At 65.5% G+C, this 15,559-nt stretch carries 16 protein-coding genes; 12 read left to right on the top strand and 4 right to left on the bottom strand.

Features of this window, described 5'->3' with window-relative positions:
• Positions 1-61: 61 nt before the first annotated feature.
• From ACZ5KP_RS02345 to ACZ5KP_RS02335, 3 genes are all read right to left on the bottom strand, one after another.
• On the bottom strand, positions 62-1,030 hold the full coding sequence (locus tag ACZ5KP_RS02345; protein ID WP_460919505.1) for an electron transfer flavoprotein subunit alpha/FixB family protein: 969 nt from the start codon (positions 1,028-1,030) through the stop codon (positions 62-64).
• On the bottom strand, positions 1,027-1,845 hold the full coding sequence (locus tag ACZ5KP_RS02340; RefSeq protein ID WP_460919503.1) for an electron transfer flavoprotein subunit beta/FixA family protein: 819 nt from the start codon (positions 1,843-1,845) through the stop codon (positions 1,027-1,029). Before ACZ5KP_RS02340 ends, ACZ5KP_RS02345 begins: the two co-directional genes overlap by 4 nt.
• A gap of 200 nt (positions 1,846-2,045) precedes the next feature.
• Positions 2,046-3,320 carry a helix-turn-helix transcriptional regulator gene (locus ACZ5KP_RS02335; RefSeq protein WP_460919501.1) on the bottom strand — a complete coding sequence of 425 codons (1,275 nt, stop codon included), beginning with the start codon at positions 3,318-3,320 and terminating at the stop codon, positions 2,046-2,048.
• A gap of 268 nt (positions 3,321-3,588) precedes the next feature.
• Here ACZ5KP_RS02335 and ACZ5KP_RS02330 point away from each other — a divergent pair, with 268 nt between their 5' ends.
• Positions 3,589-4,878, top strand: a complete 1,290-nt coding sequence (locus ACZ5KP_RS02330) for a DUF7096 domain-containing protein (RefSeq protein ID WP_460919499.1) — start codon at positions 3,589-3,591, stop codon at positions 4,876-4,878.
• Positions 4,879-5,041: 163 nt separating this feature from the next.
• Here ACZ5KP_RS02330 and ACZ5KP_RS02325 read toward each other — a convergent pair whose 3' ends face one another.
• Positions 5,042-5,662 carry a methyltransferase domain-containing protein gene (locus tag ACZ5KP_RS02325; protein ID WP_460919497.1) on the bottom strand — a complete coding sequence of 207 codons (621 nt, stop codon included), beginning with the start codon at positions 5,660-5,662 and terminating at the stop codon, positions 5,042-5,044.
• A 149-nt stretch (positions 5,663-5,811) separates the two neighbouring features.
• Here ACZ5KP_RS02325 and ahaH point away from each other — a divergent pair, with 149 nt between their 5' ends.
• From ahaH to ACZ5KP_RS02270, 11 genes are all read left to right on the top strand, one after another.
• Positions 5,812-6,144, top strand: coding sequence for an ATP synthase archaeal subunit H (gene ahaH, locus ACZ5KP_RS02320; protein ID WP_460919495.1), 333 nt, complete (start codon positions 5,812-5,814; stop codon positions 6,142-6,144).
• The gene (locus ACZ5KP_RS02315; protein WP_460919493.1) at positions 6,131-8,335 is read left to right on the top strand and encodes a V-type ATP synthase subunit I; all 2,205 of its coding nucleotides are present in this window, start codon (positions 6,131-6,133) and stop codon (positions 8,333-8,335) included. Before ahaH ends, ACZ5KP_RS02315 begins: the two co-directional genes overlap by 14 nt.
• Positions 8,336-8,344: 9 nt before the next feature.
• Complete coding sequence (locus ACZ5KP_RS02310; protein ID WP_248515423.1) at positions 8,345-8,605, top strand: hypothetical protein; 261 nt, start codon at positions 8,345-8,347, stop codon at positions 8,603-8,605.
• Between the two features lie 18 nt (positions 8,606-8,623).
• Positions 8,624-9,205 carry a V-type ATP synthase subunit E gene (locus ACZ5KP_RS02305; RefSeq protein ID WP_460919491.1) on the top strand — a complete coding sequence of 194 codons (582 nt, stop codon included), beginning with the start codon at positions 8,624-8,626 and terminating at the stop codon, positions 9,203-9,205.
• Positions 9,202-10,281, top strand: coding sequence for a V-type ATP synthase subunit C (locus tag ACZ5KP_RS02300; RefSeq protein ID WP_460919489.1), 1,080 nt, complete (start codon positions 9,202-9,204; stop codon positions 10,279-10,281). Before ACZ5KP_RS02305 ends, ACZ5KP_RS02300 begins: the two co-directional genes overlap by 4 nt.
• Positions 10,278-10,595, top strand: a complete 318-nt coding sequence (locus ACZ5KP_RS02295; RefSeq protein WP_460919487.1) for a V-type ATP synthase subunit F — start codon at positions 10,278-10,280, stop codon at positions 10,593-10,595. Before ACZ5KP_RS02300 ends, ACZ5KP_RS02295 begins: the two co-directional genes overlap by 4 nt.
• Before the next feature lie 6 nt (positions 10,596-10,601).
• On the top strand, positions 10,602-12,371 hold the full coding sequence (locus tag ACZ5KP_RS02290) for an ATP synthase subunit A (RefSeq protein WP_460919485.1): 1,770 nt from the start codon (positions 10,602-10,604) through the stop codon (positions 12,369-12,371).
• A 2-nt stretch (positions 12,372-12,373) separates the two neighbouring features.
• Positions 12,374-13,786, top strand: coding sequence for an ATP synthase subunit B (locus ACZ5KP_RS02285; protein ID WP_460919483.1), 1,413 nt, complete (start codon positions 12,374-12,376; stop codon positions 13,784-13,786).
• A gap of 176 nt (positions 13,787-13,962) precedes the next feature.
• Positions 13,963-14,175, top strand: coding sequence for a hypothetical protein (locus ACZ5KP_RS02280; protein ID WP_460919481.1), 213 nt, complete (start codon positions 13,963-13,965; stop codon positions 14,173-14,175).
• 92 nt (positions 14,176-14,267) lie between these two features.
• Complete coding sequence (locus ACZ5KP_RS02275) at positions 14,268-14,966, top strand: V-type ATP synthase subunit D (protein WP_460919479.1); 699 nt, start codon at positions 14,268-14,270, stop codon at positions 14,964-14,966.
• 102 nt (positions 14,967-15,068) lie between these two features.
• Complete coding sequence (locus ACZ5KP_RS02270; RefSeq protein ID WP_460919477.1) at positions 15,069-15,452, top strand: DUF6276 family protein; 384 nt, start codon at positions 15,069-15,071, stop codon at positions 15,450-15,452.
• Positions 15,453-15,559 lie beyond the last annotated feature (107 nt).

The following is a 15,559-nucleotide window of genomic DNA, read 5'->3' as shown; positions in this document are numbered from 1 at the left end:
GCGCGTAGGTGTTCTTCAGGAGCGACGCGAACGGCGGCTCGGAGCGAACCGACGTGCGTGGTCAGGCCGTTTCGCCACCGAATTCCTCGATCAGCGCGGGGACGACCTCGAAGAGGTCGCCGACGATGCCGTAGTCCGCGATGTCGAAGATCGGCGCGTCGGGATCGGTGTTGATCGCGACGATCGTGTCCGCGCCCTTCATCCCGGCGACGTGCTGGACTGCGCCGGAGATCCCGATGGCGATGTAGACGTCCGGGGTCACGGTCTTGCCCGACTGGCCGACCTGCCGGTTCTTCGGGAGCCACTCGTTGTCGACGACTGGCCGGGAGGCCGCGAGCGTCGCGCCGGTCGCGTCCACCAGCCGTTCGATGAGTTCGAGGTTCTCCTCTTCCTCGATCCCACGGCCGATCGAGACGACGAAGTCGGCTTCGGAGATGTCGACGTCGCCGGCGCCGACCTCCTGGAAGCCGGTGACGGTGCTGTGGATCGCCGACTCGTCGATGCCGGGATCGAAGGACTCGACGGTCGCGTCGCCGACGCCATCCGCGGGCGGCCATTCGCCGTCCCGGATCGAGACGACGGCGCCGTTCTCGTCGTCGACGGCCACCGTCGTCTCGACCTTCGAGCCGTACCGCTCGCGAGTGACCTCGAGCTGCCCGTCAACCGAGCAGTCGATCGCGTCGGTGACGAGCGGGAGGTCGAGGCGCTGGGCGATCGCGGGGACGTAGTCGAGCCCGTTGACCGAGTTCGGAGCGAGCAAGTAGCTCGCGTCGATCGCCGACCAGAGCGCGTCGAGGCTCTCGACGGTGACGTCGTGGTTGAACTCCTCCCCGTCGGAGATCGTGTGGATCACGTCGACGCCCTCGCGGTCCAGCGAATCGGCGTAGGACTCGACGTCGCCGCTGATCACTGCGACGTGGAGGTCCCCGCCGGATGCGTCCGCCAGCTCTCGACCGACCGTGAGCAGTTCGTGACTGACCGGCCGGAGGTCGCCGCGTCGGTGTTCCGCGACTGCAAGTACGTCGCTCATCCCTCGATCACCCCCGAATCACGCAGGAAATCGGCGAGCTGCCCGGCGGTTGTCGCCGCGTCACCCTCCCAGATCTCCGCGTCGCTGGTCGTCTCCGGCTCGTAGAGACCGGTCGTCTCGAGGTCGCCGGTGACGGTCTCGGGCGACACCCCGAGTGCTCCGAGGTCGAGCACCTCGAGCTCTTTCGACTGCGCCTGTCGGATCCCCCGCAGGCTCGCGTAGCGCGGCTCGTTGATCCCGGTCTGGATCGTGAGGACGGCGGGCAGTGGCACGTCGGTCAGCTCCTCGAGTCCCCCCTCGAGTTCCCGGTGAACCGAGGCGGTCCCCGCGTCGGGATCGATCTCGAGGTCGTTGACGACGGCTGCCCATGCGTCGTCGATTTCCTCGGCCAGCGCGACGCCGGTCGAGGCAAAGGCCGCGTCCGCGGACTGGACGCCTGTCAGGACGAGATCCGGCTCCTCGCGATCGACGATGGCCGAGAGGAGTTCCACGCGGACTCGCGTGTCCATGAGCCCGTCTGCGGGGGTGGCGTCGGATCCCTCGGCCGCGAGTGCGTCGTCCCAGACCCGAACGGCGCGATCGGCGCCTTTGGCCAGCGCCATCCTGATGGTTTCCTCGCTGCGCTCGGGACCGATCGTCGCCGTGACGACCTCGACGTCGTCGAACGTCTCCGACAGCTGCACGGCGGATTCGAGCGCGTACTCGTCCCACTCGTTGAGGTCGTATTCGAGTGCCGACTCGGCGATTTCGCCGTCTTCGATGACGACTTCGTCGCCTAGCTGGCCGACCTCCTTGACCGTGACCAGAATCTGCATACGCGAACGGTGGGCCGGTCGGGAGATAAATCCTTGCGGAACTGGAAGCAACGCTCCCGGCGTTGCTGTCGTGGTTGGAAATCGCCGATTTCGTTCAAAACCGACCGTTATCGTCGATCGACCGACTAAGTAAACCGATCGGCGGTTCTTCCGTTCCCGGATCGATCAGACGACGTCCGGTCCGTGCGGTGCCGTCGGGCTCACTCCTGGTCCGTCACGTCGACGTCCGGGAGTGTGATGAGGTTCTCCCGACCGATTCTGAGCTTGTCGATCTGCTCGTCTTCGTCCATGCGGGAGAGCAACTGGGAGACCTTGGCGTTCGACCAGCCGGTCTCGGTCACGATGTTCGCCTGCTTCATTCGACCGCCGTTTTCATCGAGGAGCTGGAGGACCCGTTCCTCGTCGGAGAGGAGCTCAGGGTCGACCGACTCGGTTTGGGATTCAGTCTCGGGTGCGCCCTGCGTTGCCGTTCCGCCGGAATCGGCGGCAGGCGAGGGCTGGGCATCGGCGACGGCCGTGGTCCCGTCCACCGCATCCGCCGTCGTCCCGTCCGATTCGGATCCGCCGTTTGACTGCCCGCCGCGGGTCGACTCGTCCCCGACGGCGGGGAGCGTCGCAACGTACTCCCGCACTCTGTCTCCGAAATCTCCGGTGGAATCGTCGTCAGAACTGTCGTTGGCGGCTTGCCAGCCGACGATCAGCAGCGTCAGAACGACGAGCCCGCCGACGAGACCGAGCAGGAACGTCGATCCGAACGACGAGCTACCGGACGACTCCTCGAACGTCGCTCTGAGGTCGTCCTCGCCGAAGGTGACCGGCCCCTCCCAGACGAGCGCGTCGTCGTCGATCTGGGGGCCGGAGGGGCTCTCCGTGACCGAGTATCCCTCTGGGGCCTGGATTCGAAGTTGCTGGTTGCTGGAGAGTCCACCCAGCCAGTGCCCCTGGCCCGTCTGGAAGGCGTCACCAACGGTGAGATTCCCCTCGTTGACGTTCGCGAAGTTCGTCCAGGTGAACCGATACTCGAGGGTACCGACGCCCTCGCCACGGCTCGTTTCCGGTCCATTCTCTATCAGGTCCATGTCCCGTCCCGTCTCTTGGGCCACCTCGTCGACGATCGACTGGTAGGCGCCGTAGCCGAGGCGGCCGTGGTCGCCGTTCTCGTACTCGGCCGCGAGTTGCTCGAAGGCGGCACTCTGGTTGGCCGTTTCCGTCGGGAACTCCTTCGAGAGCACGAACCGGGCGTCCCCATCGGACTGGACCGCGATCTCGATCGTCTCCGGACTCGTGAGGTTGGCGTTCCCGTCCGACTGGGCAAGCGAGCCGTCTGCGGTGGCTATCACATTGGCTCCACCTGCCAGAGTGGCTCCACCGTCGCTCGTGGCTGTGGAGGCGGCGGGTGACCCGGTGACGACCGCCGCGCCAGCCAGGGCGGCGATCAGGAGGCAGCAGATCAGGGCGGCCGCGGTGGTCCGCATACCTCCGCATCCACGATCCGGGGGCAAAATGCTTTCTATGGCCGATAAAACGTCTCAGGCCGTTTGAAACCGTCTCGTGGCCTCTGCACCGTCCTCCTGGGCGGATAACCGCCGTCTAGTGCCGGCAGCATCTGCAGGATCCTCACCGATCGTCGTCGGCCGCCGTCCGTGCCGAGCGTCGCTCGTCGCGGAGCGTCTGCTGTCGTCCCCGTCGCTGGTCGTCTCCCGTCGGTTAGCTTATATGGAACGTGCGTATATCCAGTCCCATATGCAGCCCTCCACGCGGCCGCGGGTCGCAGTTGCAACCTGTCTGGTGTTGCTGCTGGCTCTCGCGGCACCCGGTGCTGCCGGTCCCCAGCTCGCGGCGGATTCGGCGTCTGTTGGGGCCACGACGGATCACACGGTACAACCCCAGCCAGCAGGGGACCTCGCGCTTCCCGAGCGAGTCGTTCTCCCGGGGGACGCGAGTCACGGGTCGGTGGTCATCGGCGCCGAGGCGGGCGCAGCGCTCGACAGCGGTGGCGCGGGCCTCGAAGGGGCCTACGAGCGAAACCTTCTGCTGGAGCGATTCGAGAGCGCGGAGAGCGACGCTGCCAAGCGTTCCGTCCTGCAGAATGCAGTGAACGCTCTCGAAACTGACGCCGATCAGCTTCGATCTCGCGAACGATCCGCCCGGATCGCCTACACGAACGGGGAGCTGAGCGAACGCGGCTTCCTGATCGAACTCGTCAGCATCCACGAGCGTGCCCAGGAACTAGAACAGACTGCCGACCTGATCGCGCCCACCGCCGAGGACGGGCTCGCCGACGAGGTGTCGGCAACCGACGTCGCTGCGCAGGTCAGGGCGCTTCAGGGGAGCCTCCTCGCCCGACAGGGACCTGTTCGCTCGCACGTGAGCGACGCGATGACTGGTGATAGTCCACCACAGCGCGTTTATCTGTCCGTCTCCACCAACGGCACCGTCCTCTCGATGATCGAGGATGGCAATTACCACCGCGAGGCCAGCAGGGACGACTTGCTCGTCGACGGGCCGGAGCAGGGAATCAGCTATTCCGAGGCGTTCGATCTCACCCAGAACGAACTCTATTCACAGTACGCCTCGAACTACGACTTCACGACGGTAGGACGGGGTTCGGACGGCGTTATCGGGCAATTCTACCTCGTCCTCGGCGAGGGTGACGCCAGCTACGAGCACGGAACGCTCCGGAGCTACATCGACGCCGTCTCGGAGAACGTGTTCTGGGAGTACCAGCGGATGGAGCTCGACGAGGACCTGCCGATCGCGGAACCGTCCGAGACGACCGCAGGGAACCTCACGCTTGCCGTCCAGCCGACGTATCCGAGCGGGCCCGCTGCCGTGACCGTGACCGAAGGCGGCGAGCCCGTGTCGAACGTCTCGGTGACGGTCGGGGGCACGCCGGTCGCACAGACCGACGAGAACGGGAAGGCCTGGGTCGTCCTGCCGTACGATTCGCCGGTGGTGTCCGTCGCGTCGAACGGGGCTGCTGTGAGTACGTCCGTCGAGTGGACTGCTCAGTACGCGACCGGAACTGACTGATCGGCACGCCCCAAGGCGATGATTCACGCTTCGAAACGATAGATCCCGCTCTAGAACGACTGATCCGCACGGCCCGAACCACCATCCGTTCGCTTCGAATCGAACGATCCTCGATACTCTGAACGGACTGACGCTCGTCGCGTCGCGCCGACTGGCAGGTGCGTTATTCGGGGACCTGGGCCATCGAAATCACCGCGACGTCCGGTTTGTGCGAGGGACCGTCAGTCCAGTGTTCGACTGCCTCGAATCCAGCTGCCTCGAACATCCTGTCGGCCTCCTCCTCGCTATAGAACAGCATGATCGCGTTCGCGAGGGCGCGCCCGACCCGAGATTTCGGCTCGTTCGGGCCGACGATCAGCACCGTTCCACCCGGTCGGCAGACGCGACGAATTTCGCGGAGCGTCTGGACCGGCTCGGGCCAGTATTCGATCGATCCGGAGGACCAGACCGCGTCGAAGCTGTCGGTCTCGTAGGGGAGTCGCTCGGCGTCGCCCATGTGGAACTCCACTCGCTCGTCGTCGCCGAGCTTGCCGAGCGCACGTTCGAGCTGGTGTGGGCTCTGGTCGAGCCCGTAGACGTCGTCGGTCTCCTCGACCAGGGCCTGCGTCGCGAAGCCGGTTCCACAGCCGACGTCGAGGACGCGATCGCCAGCGCCGACGTCGAAGCGGTCGATCGCCTCGTCGCGCATCGACTCCGTCCAGATGAACGGGTTGATCCGGTCGTAGATCCGCGAGAGGTACTTGTAGAACAGCCGGGCCCGGCCCTTGTCCTCGAGGAATCCCATCGCCCCCGGATTCGAGGAGGGGCGGCATAACGCTGGCTATGCGTTTCTCCCGATAGCGCCAGTCTCGAGTCCGTGCTGCCGGTTCCCACGCCGAGCGGATTCGCAACCGGTATAAGCTGGTCCTGACAAATCACGGCTGCGTATCGCATATGCCGAGGCCAGAAGTCCTGGAACGAGTCAAGGAGGCCGAGCGGGAGGCCGACGAGATCGTCGCAGAGGCCGAGGCTGATCGCGAGGAGCGCCTCGCGGAAGCCCGCGAGCGCGCCGAGGAGATCCGCGAGGAAGCGGAGGCGGAGGCGCGCGATCTGCGCGAGCGACGACTCGAGGCTGCCCGCGAGGAGATCGAACAGGAGCGAGACCAAATTCTCGAGGACGGCCGCGACGACCGGGAGGAGCTCGAAGCCGCTGCGGAAGAGCGCCTGGACGACGTGGTCGACGATGTCCTCGACCTTGTAGAGACGGCGGTGCATGCTCAGACCTGAGCGGATGAGCAAGGTCGCGGTGACCGGCTCCAAGTCCGTCATGGACGAGGTCATCGAGGCCATGCACGAACTCAACCGGGTCCACCTCACGGACTACGACGGGTCCTGGGAGGCCTTCGACAACGGCGACCCCATCGAGGGCGCCGACGAAGCCTCCGAACAGCTCGTCACGGTCCGCGGACTCGAGAGTACGCTCGATCTCGACGCGGACGAGGTGCGTCCCGAGCGCGGGTTCGATCCCTCGACGCTCGGCGAGCGACTCGCCTCGGTCCGGTCCGAGGTCAACGAACTCGACGACCGCCGGCAGGAGCTCCGCCAGGAGCTCCGGGAGGTCGAAGAACGGATCGGTGCACTTGAGCCGTTCGCGCGGCTCGGCATCGATCTGGATCTCCTCTCCGGCTACGACGAAATCGAAGTCGTCGTCGGTGAGGGCGACGAGACGACCGTCCACGAGGCCTATCGGGCCTCCGAGGACGTTCGAGCCGTCGACGTCTTCGGCGGCGACGGCGTCGTCGCGGCTGCCGTTGCGCCAGCGGAGGGCGTCGACCTCGAGGACGCAGCGAGCGAGCCGCTGGTCGGCGTCGACTTCACGCGGCTCGAGGTCCCCGAGACGGACGGGGCACCCGAAGACGCCGTCGAAGAGCTCCGGCACGAGAAACGACAGCTCGAGGCGGAACTCGAGAGCCTGGACGCCGACCTCGAGGAGCTAAAAATCGAGGTCGGTGGGTTCCTCCTCGCCGCGGAGAGGCACCTCTCGACTCAGGTCCAGAAGGCGGAGGCGCCGCTGCGTTTCGCGACGACGGAGAACAGCTTCGTCGCCGAGGGGTGGATCCCGACGGACGATCTCACGTCCGTCGAGGCTGCCCTGCGGGACGCAGTCGGCGATCGGATCGAGTTCGAGGAGCTCGAACGCGCCGAGTACGACCGTCACGGCGGCGTCGCCAACCACGACGACGTCTCCGGCGACGGCGACGCCAAATCGAGCGCCGGCGCGGCTGCAGGCGGTGCAGCCGGTACCGAGGCAGCCGACGACGCGTCGGAAGAGGTCGCGGCCGACGGCGGTGTCGTCACCGTTCGTGACGATCCGCCGTCGGTCCAGAACAACCCGGAGCCAACGACCTCGTTCGAGGTCCTCGTTCAGGCGGTCGGTCGCCCGAACTACTCCGAGCTCGACCCGACGATCGTCCTCTTCCTGACGTTCCCCGTCTTCTTCGGCTTCATGATCGGGGACGTCGGGTACGGCGTGATCTACGCGCTGATCGGGCTCTTCGCCATGCGCCGGTTCGACAGCGACGCCATCAAGCAGTTCGGGATGGTCGTCGTGTGGGCCGGCGTCTTCACGATCGCCTTCGGCGTGTTGTACGGCGAGATATTCGGGCTTCACATGCTCGGCGACTGGATCTGGGGCGGACATCCACCGCTCCGGAAAGGACTTAGCTACGGCGAGTGGGCAACGGGCTGGCTCGTCGTCGCGGTCCTGGCCGGGTGGATCCACCTCACGATCGGCTGGCTCTTCGACTTCGTCGACAACTACACGCTGCACGGCCTGAAAGACGCCGTGCTGGAGTCGGGTTCGTGGCTCGCGATGCTGACCGGCATCTGGGTGTGGGTGTTCAGCACCCACCTCGAGGGCACGAAGCCCGAACTCCTCTTCACGACCTTCGACGGCCACCCGTTCGCGTTCGGGTTCACCGGCTTTCCCCCCGTCGTGGGGTACGTGGGCATCGGCCTGCTCGTACTCGGGATCGGCCTGCTGATCGTGGGTCCGGTCCACGAGCTGCCGGAGGTCGCCCAACCGTTCGCGCACACGCTGTCGTACACCCGACTGACGGCAGTGTTGCTCTCGAAGGCAGGGATGGCGCTGGTCGTGAACATGCTGTACTTCGGCGCCTACCAGGACGAGAAGGGAGCGTATCACTACATGATTGACCACGGCCCTCACTACGCTGAGACCCACGAGGGCGCGGAGATCGTGTTCTCCGGGCTCTGGCACGCAGGCCCAGCCGGCCAGATCGGCGGGCTGCTGGTGTTGCTGATTGGCCACCTCGTCGTACTCGCGATCGGCGTAAGCGCCATGATTCAGGCGATTCGCCTGGAGTACGTCGAGTTCTTTGGGAAGTTTTATGAGGGCAGTGGGGAGAACTACGATCCGTTCGGTTCCGATCGAGATTCGACTGAGAGGCCTACGTAAACTCAATCCATGATCGACACAATCGACGCCGCGAGCATCGTACTGCAGCAGGAAAGCGTCCAGAAGCTGTTCCTGAACAACAAGGGTGCGGCCGCTATCGCGGTCGGACTCGCCGCGATCGGTACGGGCTACGCCCAGCGTGGGATCGGTTCGGCTGCCGTCGGCGCCGTCGCCGAGGACAGCGACAACCTGGTCCCCGGGCTGATCTTCACCGCACTCCCGGAGACGCTCATCATTATCGCGCTCGTGACCATCTTCGTCGTCCCGTAACGAGGACGGTTTTCCACAATGAGTCTTGACACGGTCGTCGAAGACATCAAGGGGCAAGCCCACGCGCGCGCCGACGAAATCGGCGAGGACGCCGAGGAGCGCGCTGAGGAGCTCCTCGAGGCGGCCCGCGAGGACGCCGAACGCATCCGCGAGGAGGCCGAGGAATCGGTCGAGCGCGAGATCGAGCAGGAGCGCGAGCAGCGCCTCTCCGCCGCCGAACTCGAGGCCAAGCAGGAGCGCCTCGAGGCCCGTCGAGAGCTTCTCGAGCGGGTACACGACCGCGTCGAGGCGGAGCTGGTTGCGCTCGAGGGCGAACGCCGCGAGGAACTGACCGCAGCGCTGCTGGAGGACGCAGCCGAGGAGTTCGACGACGGCGCCGACGTGTCGGTCTACTGCCGACCCGACGACGCCGAACTCGTCTCGTCGCTGTGTGAGGACTACGACGGCTTCGAACAGGCCGGGGAGTACGACTGCCTCGGCGGCGTAGTCGTCGAGAGCGACGCCTCCAGGGTTCGCATCAACAACACCTTCGACTCGATCCTCGAGGACGTCTGGGAGGACAACTTACAGACCGTCAGCGAGCGACTGTTCGAGCAATGACATCCACCAGCACGACTCGCGACTCGACGGGAAGTTCGAACCCCGAGTTCGTCAACGCCCGCGTCCGGTCGCGTCGTGCGGCGCTGTTCGACGACGAGGACTATCGGAAGCTCGTTCGCATGGGTCCGGGCGGCATCGCCCGGTTCATGGAGGAGTCCGAGTACGAGGCGGAGATCAACGCACTGGCGTCACGTCACGACGGCGTGGACCTGATCGAGTACGCGCTCAACAGGAATCTCGCCAAGCACTTCGACGATCTCCTTCGCTGGTCGGAGGGCGATCTCAACGAGCAGATCGCGAAGTACCTTCGACGGTACGACGCCTGGAACGTGAAGACGGCGATTCGCGGCGTCTACTCGGGCTCCTCACCCGAGGAGATCCGTGACGATCTGATCCTGGCCGGCGAACTCGACGACGCCGTTCTCGATCGGATCGTCGAAGCTGATTCGATCGAGGCGATCGTCGAGGCCCTCGAGGCCACTATGTTCGGGGAACCACTCGAGGGGTCCTACGATCAGTTCGAGAGCCAGAACGTTCTCGTGCCCCTCGAGAACGCCGTCGATCGTGCGTTCTACTCGGAGCTACTGGCCGACGTCGATACCGCAGGCCACAGCGAGGGTCCTCTCGCGCTGTACGAGGAGTTCCTCGTCGCCGAGATCGACTTCCTGAACGCGCGGAACGCACTCCGGGTTGCTCGAAGCGGTGCAGAAATCGATCCGGAGGACTACGTCATCGAGGGCGGCGAGCTGTTCAGCGCCGACGAACTGCGAGGTGTCGGGAGCGATCCGGACCAGCTCGTCGAGCTCCTTCGCGACAGCGAGTACGGCGAGGAGCTCTCTGCGCCGCTCGACCAGCTCCGCGAGGCCGACAGTCTCATCGAGTTCGAACACGCGCTCGACGCCGCGCTGCTCGAGTACACCGACCACCTCTCGAACGTCTACCCCGTCTCGATCACCGCAGTGATGTCCTACGTCCTCGCGAAGACTCGCGAGGTCGAGAACATCCGGGCGATCGCACGAGGGAAGGAGGTCGGGCTCGACCAGCAACAGATCGAAGAGGAGCTGGTGATCCTATGAGCCAGGAGATCGCAGTCATCGGCAGTCCCGAGTTCACGACCGGCTTCCGGCTCGCCGGCGTCCGACGGTTCGCGAACGTTCCCGACGACGACAAGGAGGCGGAGCTCGACGACGCGGTCGAGGACACCCTGGCCGACGACGGCGTCGGTATCGTCGTCATGCACCAGGACGACCTCGAGTATCTCTCGCGTGGGGTTCGTGAGGCCGTCGAGACGAGCGTCGAACCGGTCGTCGTCACCATCGGCGGTGACGCGGGTGGCGGCGCGCTGCGCGACCAGATCAAGCGAGCCATCGGTATCGACCTGATGGACTAACACACTATGAGCACGACAACTGACACTGACACCGTTCGCGAGGACGGGCAGATCGAGAGCGTCAGCGGACCGGTCGTCACCGCGACCGGCCTCGGGGCCCGGATGAACGACGTCGTCTACGTCGGTACCGAGGGCCTCATGGGCGAGGTCATCGAGATCGAGGGCGACGTCACGACGATCCAGGTCTACGAAGAGACCTCCGGCGTCTCCCCCGGCGAACCCGTCGAGAACACGGGTGCGCCACTCTCCGTCGACCTCGGCCCCGGCCTGCTGGACACCATCTACGACGGCGTCCAGCGACCGCTCGACGAGCTCGAGGAGCTGATGGGCTCTGCCTTCCTCGACCGCGGCGTCGACGCACCCGGGATCGATCTCGATCGAACCTGGGAGTTCACGCCGACGGTCGAGGAGGGCGATACGGTCGAGCCCGGCGACGTCCTCGGAACGGTTCCCGAAACCGAGAGCATCGAACACAAGGTACTGGTGCCGCCCCGATCGGAGGGCGGCGAGGTCGTTGCGGCCGAGTCCGGTTCCTTCGACGTCGAGGAGACGGTCGTCGAGCTGGACTCCGGCGAGGAGATCTCCATGCGTCAGGAGTGGCCGGTTCGCCGGCAGCGTCCCGCGGAGGAGAAGCGGACGCCGCGTGAACCCCTGGTCTCTGGACAGCGCATCCAGGACGGCCTGTTCCCGCTCGCGAAGGGCGGGACGGCGGCGATTCCCGGGCCCTTCGGCTCGGGGAAGACCGTCACCCAGCAGCAGCTCGCCAAGTGGGCCGACGCGGACATCGTCGTCTACATCGGCTGTGGCGAGCGCGGTAACGAGATGACCGAGGTCATCGAGGACTTCCCGGACCTGCAGGACCCGAAGACCGGCAAGCCCCTGATGGCCCGGACGTGTCTCATCGCCAACACCTCGAACATGCCCGTCGCAGCCCGTGAGTCCTGTATCTACACGGGGATCACGATCGCGGAGTACTACCGCGACATGGGCTACGACGTCGCGCTGATGGCCGACTCCACCTCTCGGTGGGCAGAGGCCATGCGCGAGATCTCCTCCCGACTGGAGGAGATGCCCGGCGAGGAGGGCTACCCGGCCTACCTCGCCGCGCGTCTCGCGGAGTTCTACGAGCGCGCCGGCAAGTTCGAGACGATCAACGGCGACGAGGGGTCGATCTCCGCGATCGGCGCCGTCTCGCCGCCGGGCGGTGACTTCTCCGAGCCGGTCACCCAGAACACGCTGCGCATCGTGAAGACGTTCTGGGCGCTCGACGCCGACCTCGCAGAGCGCCGCCACTTCCCGGCGATCAACTGGAACGAGTCCTACTCGCTCTACCGGAGCCAGCTCGACCCCTGGTTCGAGGAGAACGTCGACGAGGACTGGCCCGAGATCCGACAGTGGGCCATCGACACGCTCGACGAGGAGGACGAACTCCAGGAGATCGTTCAGCTCGTCGGACGCGACGCGCTCCCGGCCGACCAGCAGCTCACGCTCGAGGTCGCCCGGTACCTGCGCGAGGCGTTCCTCCAGCAGAACGCGCTCCACGACGTGGACACGTTCTGCCCGCCGGAGAAGTCGTTCCGCATCCTCGAGGGGATCAAGACGTTCAACGACGAGGCGTTCGAGGCACTCGACAACGGCGTCCCGATCGACGAGATCACGGACATCGACGCCGCGAACCGCCTCAACCGCATCGGTACGACCCCCGACGACGAGGCCGACGAGTTCGTCTCCGACATCGAGGACGACATCGCCGCGGAACTCCAGGAGCTGTACTAACCATGAAGGAATACCAGACGATCACCGAGGTCAGCGGACCGCTGGTGTTCGCCGAAGTCGACGAGCCGATCGGCTACGACGAGATCGTCGAGATCGAGACGCCCAACGGCGAGACAAAGCGCGGCCAGGTCCTCGAGAGTTCGAGTGGCGTCGTCGCAATCCAGGTCTTCGAGGGGACGGAAGGCATCAACCGCGAGGCCTCCGTCCGCTTCCTGGGCGAGACGATGAAGATGCCCGTCACCGAGGACCTCCTCGGGCGGGTGCTCGACGGTTCCGGCCGGCCGATCGACGGCGGTCCGGACATCGTCCCCGAGGAGCGCCGCGACATCGTCGGCGAGGCGATCAACCCCTACTCCCGGGAGTACCCCGAGGAGTTCATCCAGACCGGCGTGTCCGCCATCGACGGCATGAACACGCTGGTGCGCGGCCAGAAGCTCCCGATCTTCTCCAGCTCCGGCCAGCCTCACAGCGACCTGGCCCTCCAGATCGCACGGCAGGCGAGCGTCCCGGAGGACGCGTCCGACGAGGGCGAGGAGGACTCGGAGTTCGCGGTGATCTTCGGTGCGATGGGGATCACCCAGGAGGAGGCCAACGAGTTCATGCAGGACTTCGAGCGCACCGGCGCGCTCGAGCGCTCGGTCGTCTTCATGAACCTCGCGGACGATCCCGCAGTCGAGCGGACTGTCACGCCGCGGATGGCGCTGACGACGGCCGAGTACCTGGCCTTCGACAAGGACTACCACGTCCTGGTCATCCTCACGGACATGACCAACTACTGCGAGGCGCTGCGAGAGATCGGCGCCGCGCGGGAGGAGGTCCCCGGTCGCCGGGGCTACCCAGGGTACATGTACACCGACCTGGCACAGCTCTACGAGCGTGCCGGCCGGATCGAGGGCGAGGAGGGATCGGTGACGCAGATTCCGATCCTCACGATGCCGAGCGACGACATCACCCACCCGATCCCGGACCTGACCGGCTACATTACGGAGGGCCAGATCATCGTCGACCCCGACCTGAACTCCCAGGGCATCGAGCCCCCGATCAACGTGCTTCCCAGCCTCTCACGGCTGATGGACGACGGGATCGGCGAGGGGCTCACGCGCGAGGACCACGGCGACGTCTCCGACCAGCTCTACGCAGCGTACGCGGAGGGTGAGGACCTGCGCGACCTCGTGAACATCGTCGGTCGCGAGGCACTCAGCGAGCGGGACAACCGCTTCCTCGACTTCGCGGACCGCTTCGAGGAGGAGTTCGTCCAGCAGGGCTTTACCACCGACCGCGAGATCGAAGAGACGCTCGACGTCGGCTGGGATCTGCTCTCGATGCTCCCTCGCGACGAGCTCAACCGGATCGACGAGGAGCTCATCGACGAGCACTACGAAGACGAAGCCGCCGAAGAAGTCACCGCGGACTAGCGGTCTTCTACTTCCATCACTCGGTTTCGGTCGTTCGGTCGTTACAGCGTTCGGCGCCGATGGTATCTGAGTCGTTGCCCTGTCCCTCGTGATCGATTTCTTCACACCCTGGCTGGCGCTGTTGCAGGGGTACCAGTGAGTAAACTATTTGGTGGTCCGTGTGAATTGTACTCGTGATGCGAAGCCGACTCGACGCGTTTCGGGAGTACGCCACCTACACGCTACTCCTGTGGGTGGTGATCAACTTCGTCGTGTTCCGGTTCGTCGCTGGAACCGACCTCTTCCTCGAGTCGGTGCTGTCGCTCGCGCTCGCGGGTCCACTGGGCTATCTCGTCTTCGGGTACAGCACGTCGCGACTACCCGGGACGGAGCCGGTCGAACGTCGCTAGGCCGGGGCGGACTGCCCCCGTGACCGAGATCGCCCGTGCTCGCCGGTGGCCAATCGTAAGGACTACCCCCCTCCGTCGGCAACTCTCCGCCAATGGCCAAGGACGTCAAACCCACCCGGAAGAACCTCATGGAGATCGAGGACCGGATCGAGCTCTCCGAGCGTGGGCACGACACCCTGGAGAAGAAGCGAGACGGGCTGATCATGGAGTTCAAGGAGATTCTCGATCAGGCCCAGTCCGTTCGGGAGAACGTCGAGGCCGACTACGAGGAGGCCCAGCAGACCATCGACATGGCCCGCGCGATGGAAGGAGACGTGGCCGTCCGCGGCGCGGCGACCGCGCTCAAGGACCACCCCGAGATCTCCACCGAGGCGAAGAACATCATGGGCGTCGTGGTCCCTCAGATCGAGTCGACCAGCGTCCAGAAGAGCCTCGACCAGCGCGGCTACGGCGTCCTCGGCACCAGCGCGCGCATCGACGAGACCGCCGCAGCGTACGAGCAGCTCCTCGAATCCATCATCCTCGCCGCCGAGGTCGAGACGGCGATGAAGAAGATGCTCGACGAAATCGAGAAGACGAAGCGTCGGGTCAACGCGCTGGAGTTCAAACTCCTCCCCGAGCTCCACGACAACAAGGAGTACATCGAGCAGAAGCTCGAGGAGCAAGAGCGCGAGGAGATCTTCCGGATGAAGAAGATCAAGGACAAGAAAGAGGAGGCCGAGAAGGCCGAGCGCGAGGAAGCGGAGGCTACCGAGCACGAAGAGGCGGTTGCGGCCGGCACCTCGAAGTAAACTGCTACAGTTCGTTTTACAGTCTCGTCGAGCGTCCCGAGCCGATACTGCGTCGTCCGGGATTCCTTGCCCATTTACCGCCTCGTCCCACAGACACCGAGTATGCCATGCTCTCGATGCGAGGCGGCGACGGTCGGCTGTTCCGTGCCCGATTCGCTCCAGCTCTACGCTCCCGATGCGACGATCTCGATCTGCACGAACTGCCTGACGATCGAACCCGGTGAGGGCGATTCCACTGCCGACGATCTCGACGCAGTCAGCGAGGAACTCCCCGACGGCGACGCTGGCGTTGGTGTCGTGCTCCTCGTCGATCTCCTCGATTCCCTGGCGACCAACCGTGCAGACATCGAGGCGTTGATCGACGACCTCGAGGACGACGGAAGCGACCCGATGCTGGCGCTCGATCGACTGGCGGAGGACTCGGAACTCGATCCTGCCGTGGACATCTCTCGGCGATCGACGCAGCTGGAGCAGCTGGTGCTGTAGGGCGAAGGTTTCTGGCCCGTCCCGTGACGTTCGGTGCAGGAATCGAACCGAAACGAGACGTGCTCACTCGCTACGCTCGTTGCGCTCGACTCGTAGGGTTCGATTCT

It is taken from the genome of Salinarchaeum chitinilyticum (genome assembly GCF_055390775.1).
Note: the sequence above shows the minus strand (reverse complement) of the source record. Positions and strands in the feature narration are given on the sequence as shown.

Bases quoted from the DNA above. Each gene is read 5' to 3' on its own strand.
- ACZ5KP_RS02345 (WP_460919505.1), bottom strand. From the start codon at position 1,030: ATGAGCGACGTACTTGCAGTCGCGGAACACCGACGCGGCGACCTCCGG.
- ACZ5KP_RS02340 (WP_460919503.1), bottom strand. From the start codon at position 1,845: ATGCAGATTCTGGTCACGGTCAAGGAGGTCGGCCAGCTAGGCGACGAA.
- ACZ5KP_RS02335 (WP_460919501.1), bottom strand. From the start codon at position 3,320: ATGCGGACCACCGCGGCCGCCCTGATCTGCTGCCTCCTGATCGCCGCC.
- ACZ5KP_RS02330 (WP_460919499.1), top strand. From the start codon at position 3,589: ATGCAGCCCTCCACGCGGCCGCGGGTCGCAGTTGCAACCTGTCTGGTG.
- ACZ5KP_RS02325 (WP_460919497.1), bottom strand. From the start codon at position 5,662: ATGGGATTCCTCGAGGACAAGGGCCGGGCCCGGCTGTTCTACAAGTAC.
- ahaH (WP_460919495.1), top strand. From the start codon at position 5,812: ATGCCGAGGCCAGAAGTCCTGGAACGAGTCAAGGAGGCCGAGCGGGAG.
- ACZ5KP_RS02315 (WP_460919493.1), top strand. From the start codon at position 6,131: ATGCTCAGACCTGAGCGGATGAGCAAGGTCGCGGTGACCGGCTCCAAG.
- ACZ5KP_RS02310 (WP_248515423.1), top strand. From the start codon at position 8,345: ATGATCGACACAATCGACGCCGCGAGCATCGTACTGCAGCAGGAAAGC.
- ACZ5KP_RS02305 (WP_460919491.1), top strand. From the start codon at position 8,624: ATGAGTCTTGACACGGTCGTCGAAGACATCAAGGGGCAAGCCCACGCG.
- ACZ5KP_RS02300 (WP_460919489.1), top strand. From the start codon at position 9,202: ATGACATCCACCAGCACGACTCGCGACTCGACGGGAAGTTCGAACCCC.
- ACZ5KP_RS02295 (WP_460919487.1), top strand. From the start codon at position 10,278: ATGAGCCAGGAGATCGCAGTCATCGGCAGTCCCGAGTTCACGACCGGC.
- ACZ5KP_RS02290 (WP_460919485.1), top strand. From the start codon at position 10,602: ATGAGCACGACAACTGACACTGACACCGTTCGCGAGGACGGGCAGATC.
- ACZ5KP_RS02285 (WP_460919483.1), top strand. From the start codon at position 12,374: ATGAAGGAATACCAGACGATCACCGAGGTCAGCGGACCGCTGGTGTTC.
- ACZ5KP_RS02280 (WP_460919481.1), top strand. From the start codon at position 13,963: ATGCGAAGCCGACTCGACGCGTTTCGGGAGTACGCCACCTACACGCTA.
- ACZ5KP_RS02275 (WP_460919479.1), top strand. From the start codon at position 14,268: ATGGCCAAGGACGTCAAACCCACCCGGAAGAACCTCATGGAGATCGAG.
- ACZ5KP_RS02270 (WP_460919477.1), top strand. From the start codon at position 15,069: ATGCCATGCTCTCGATGCGAGGCGGCGACGGTCGGCTGTTCCGTGCCC.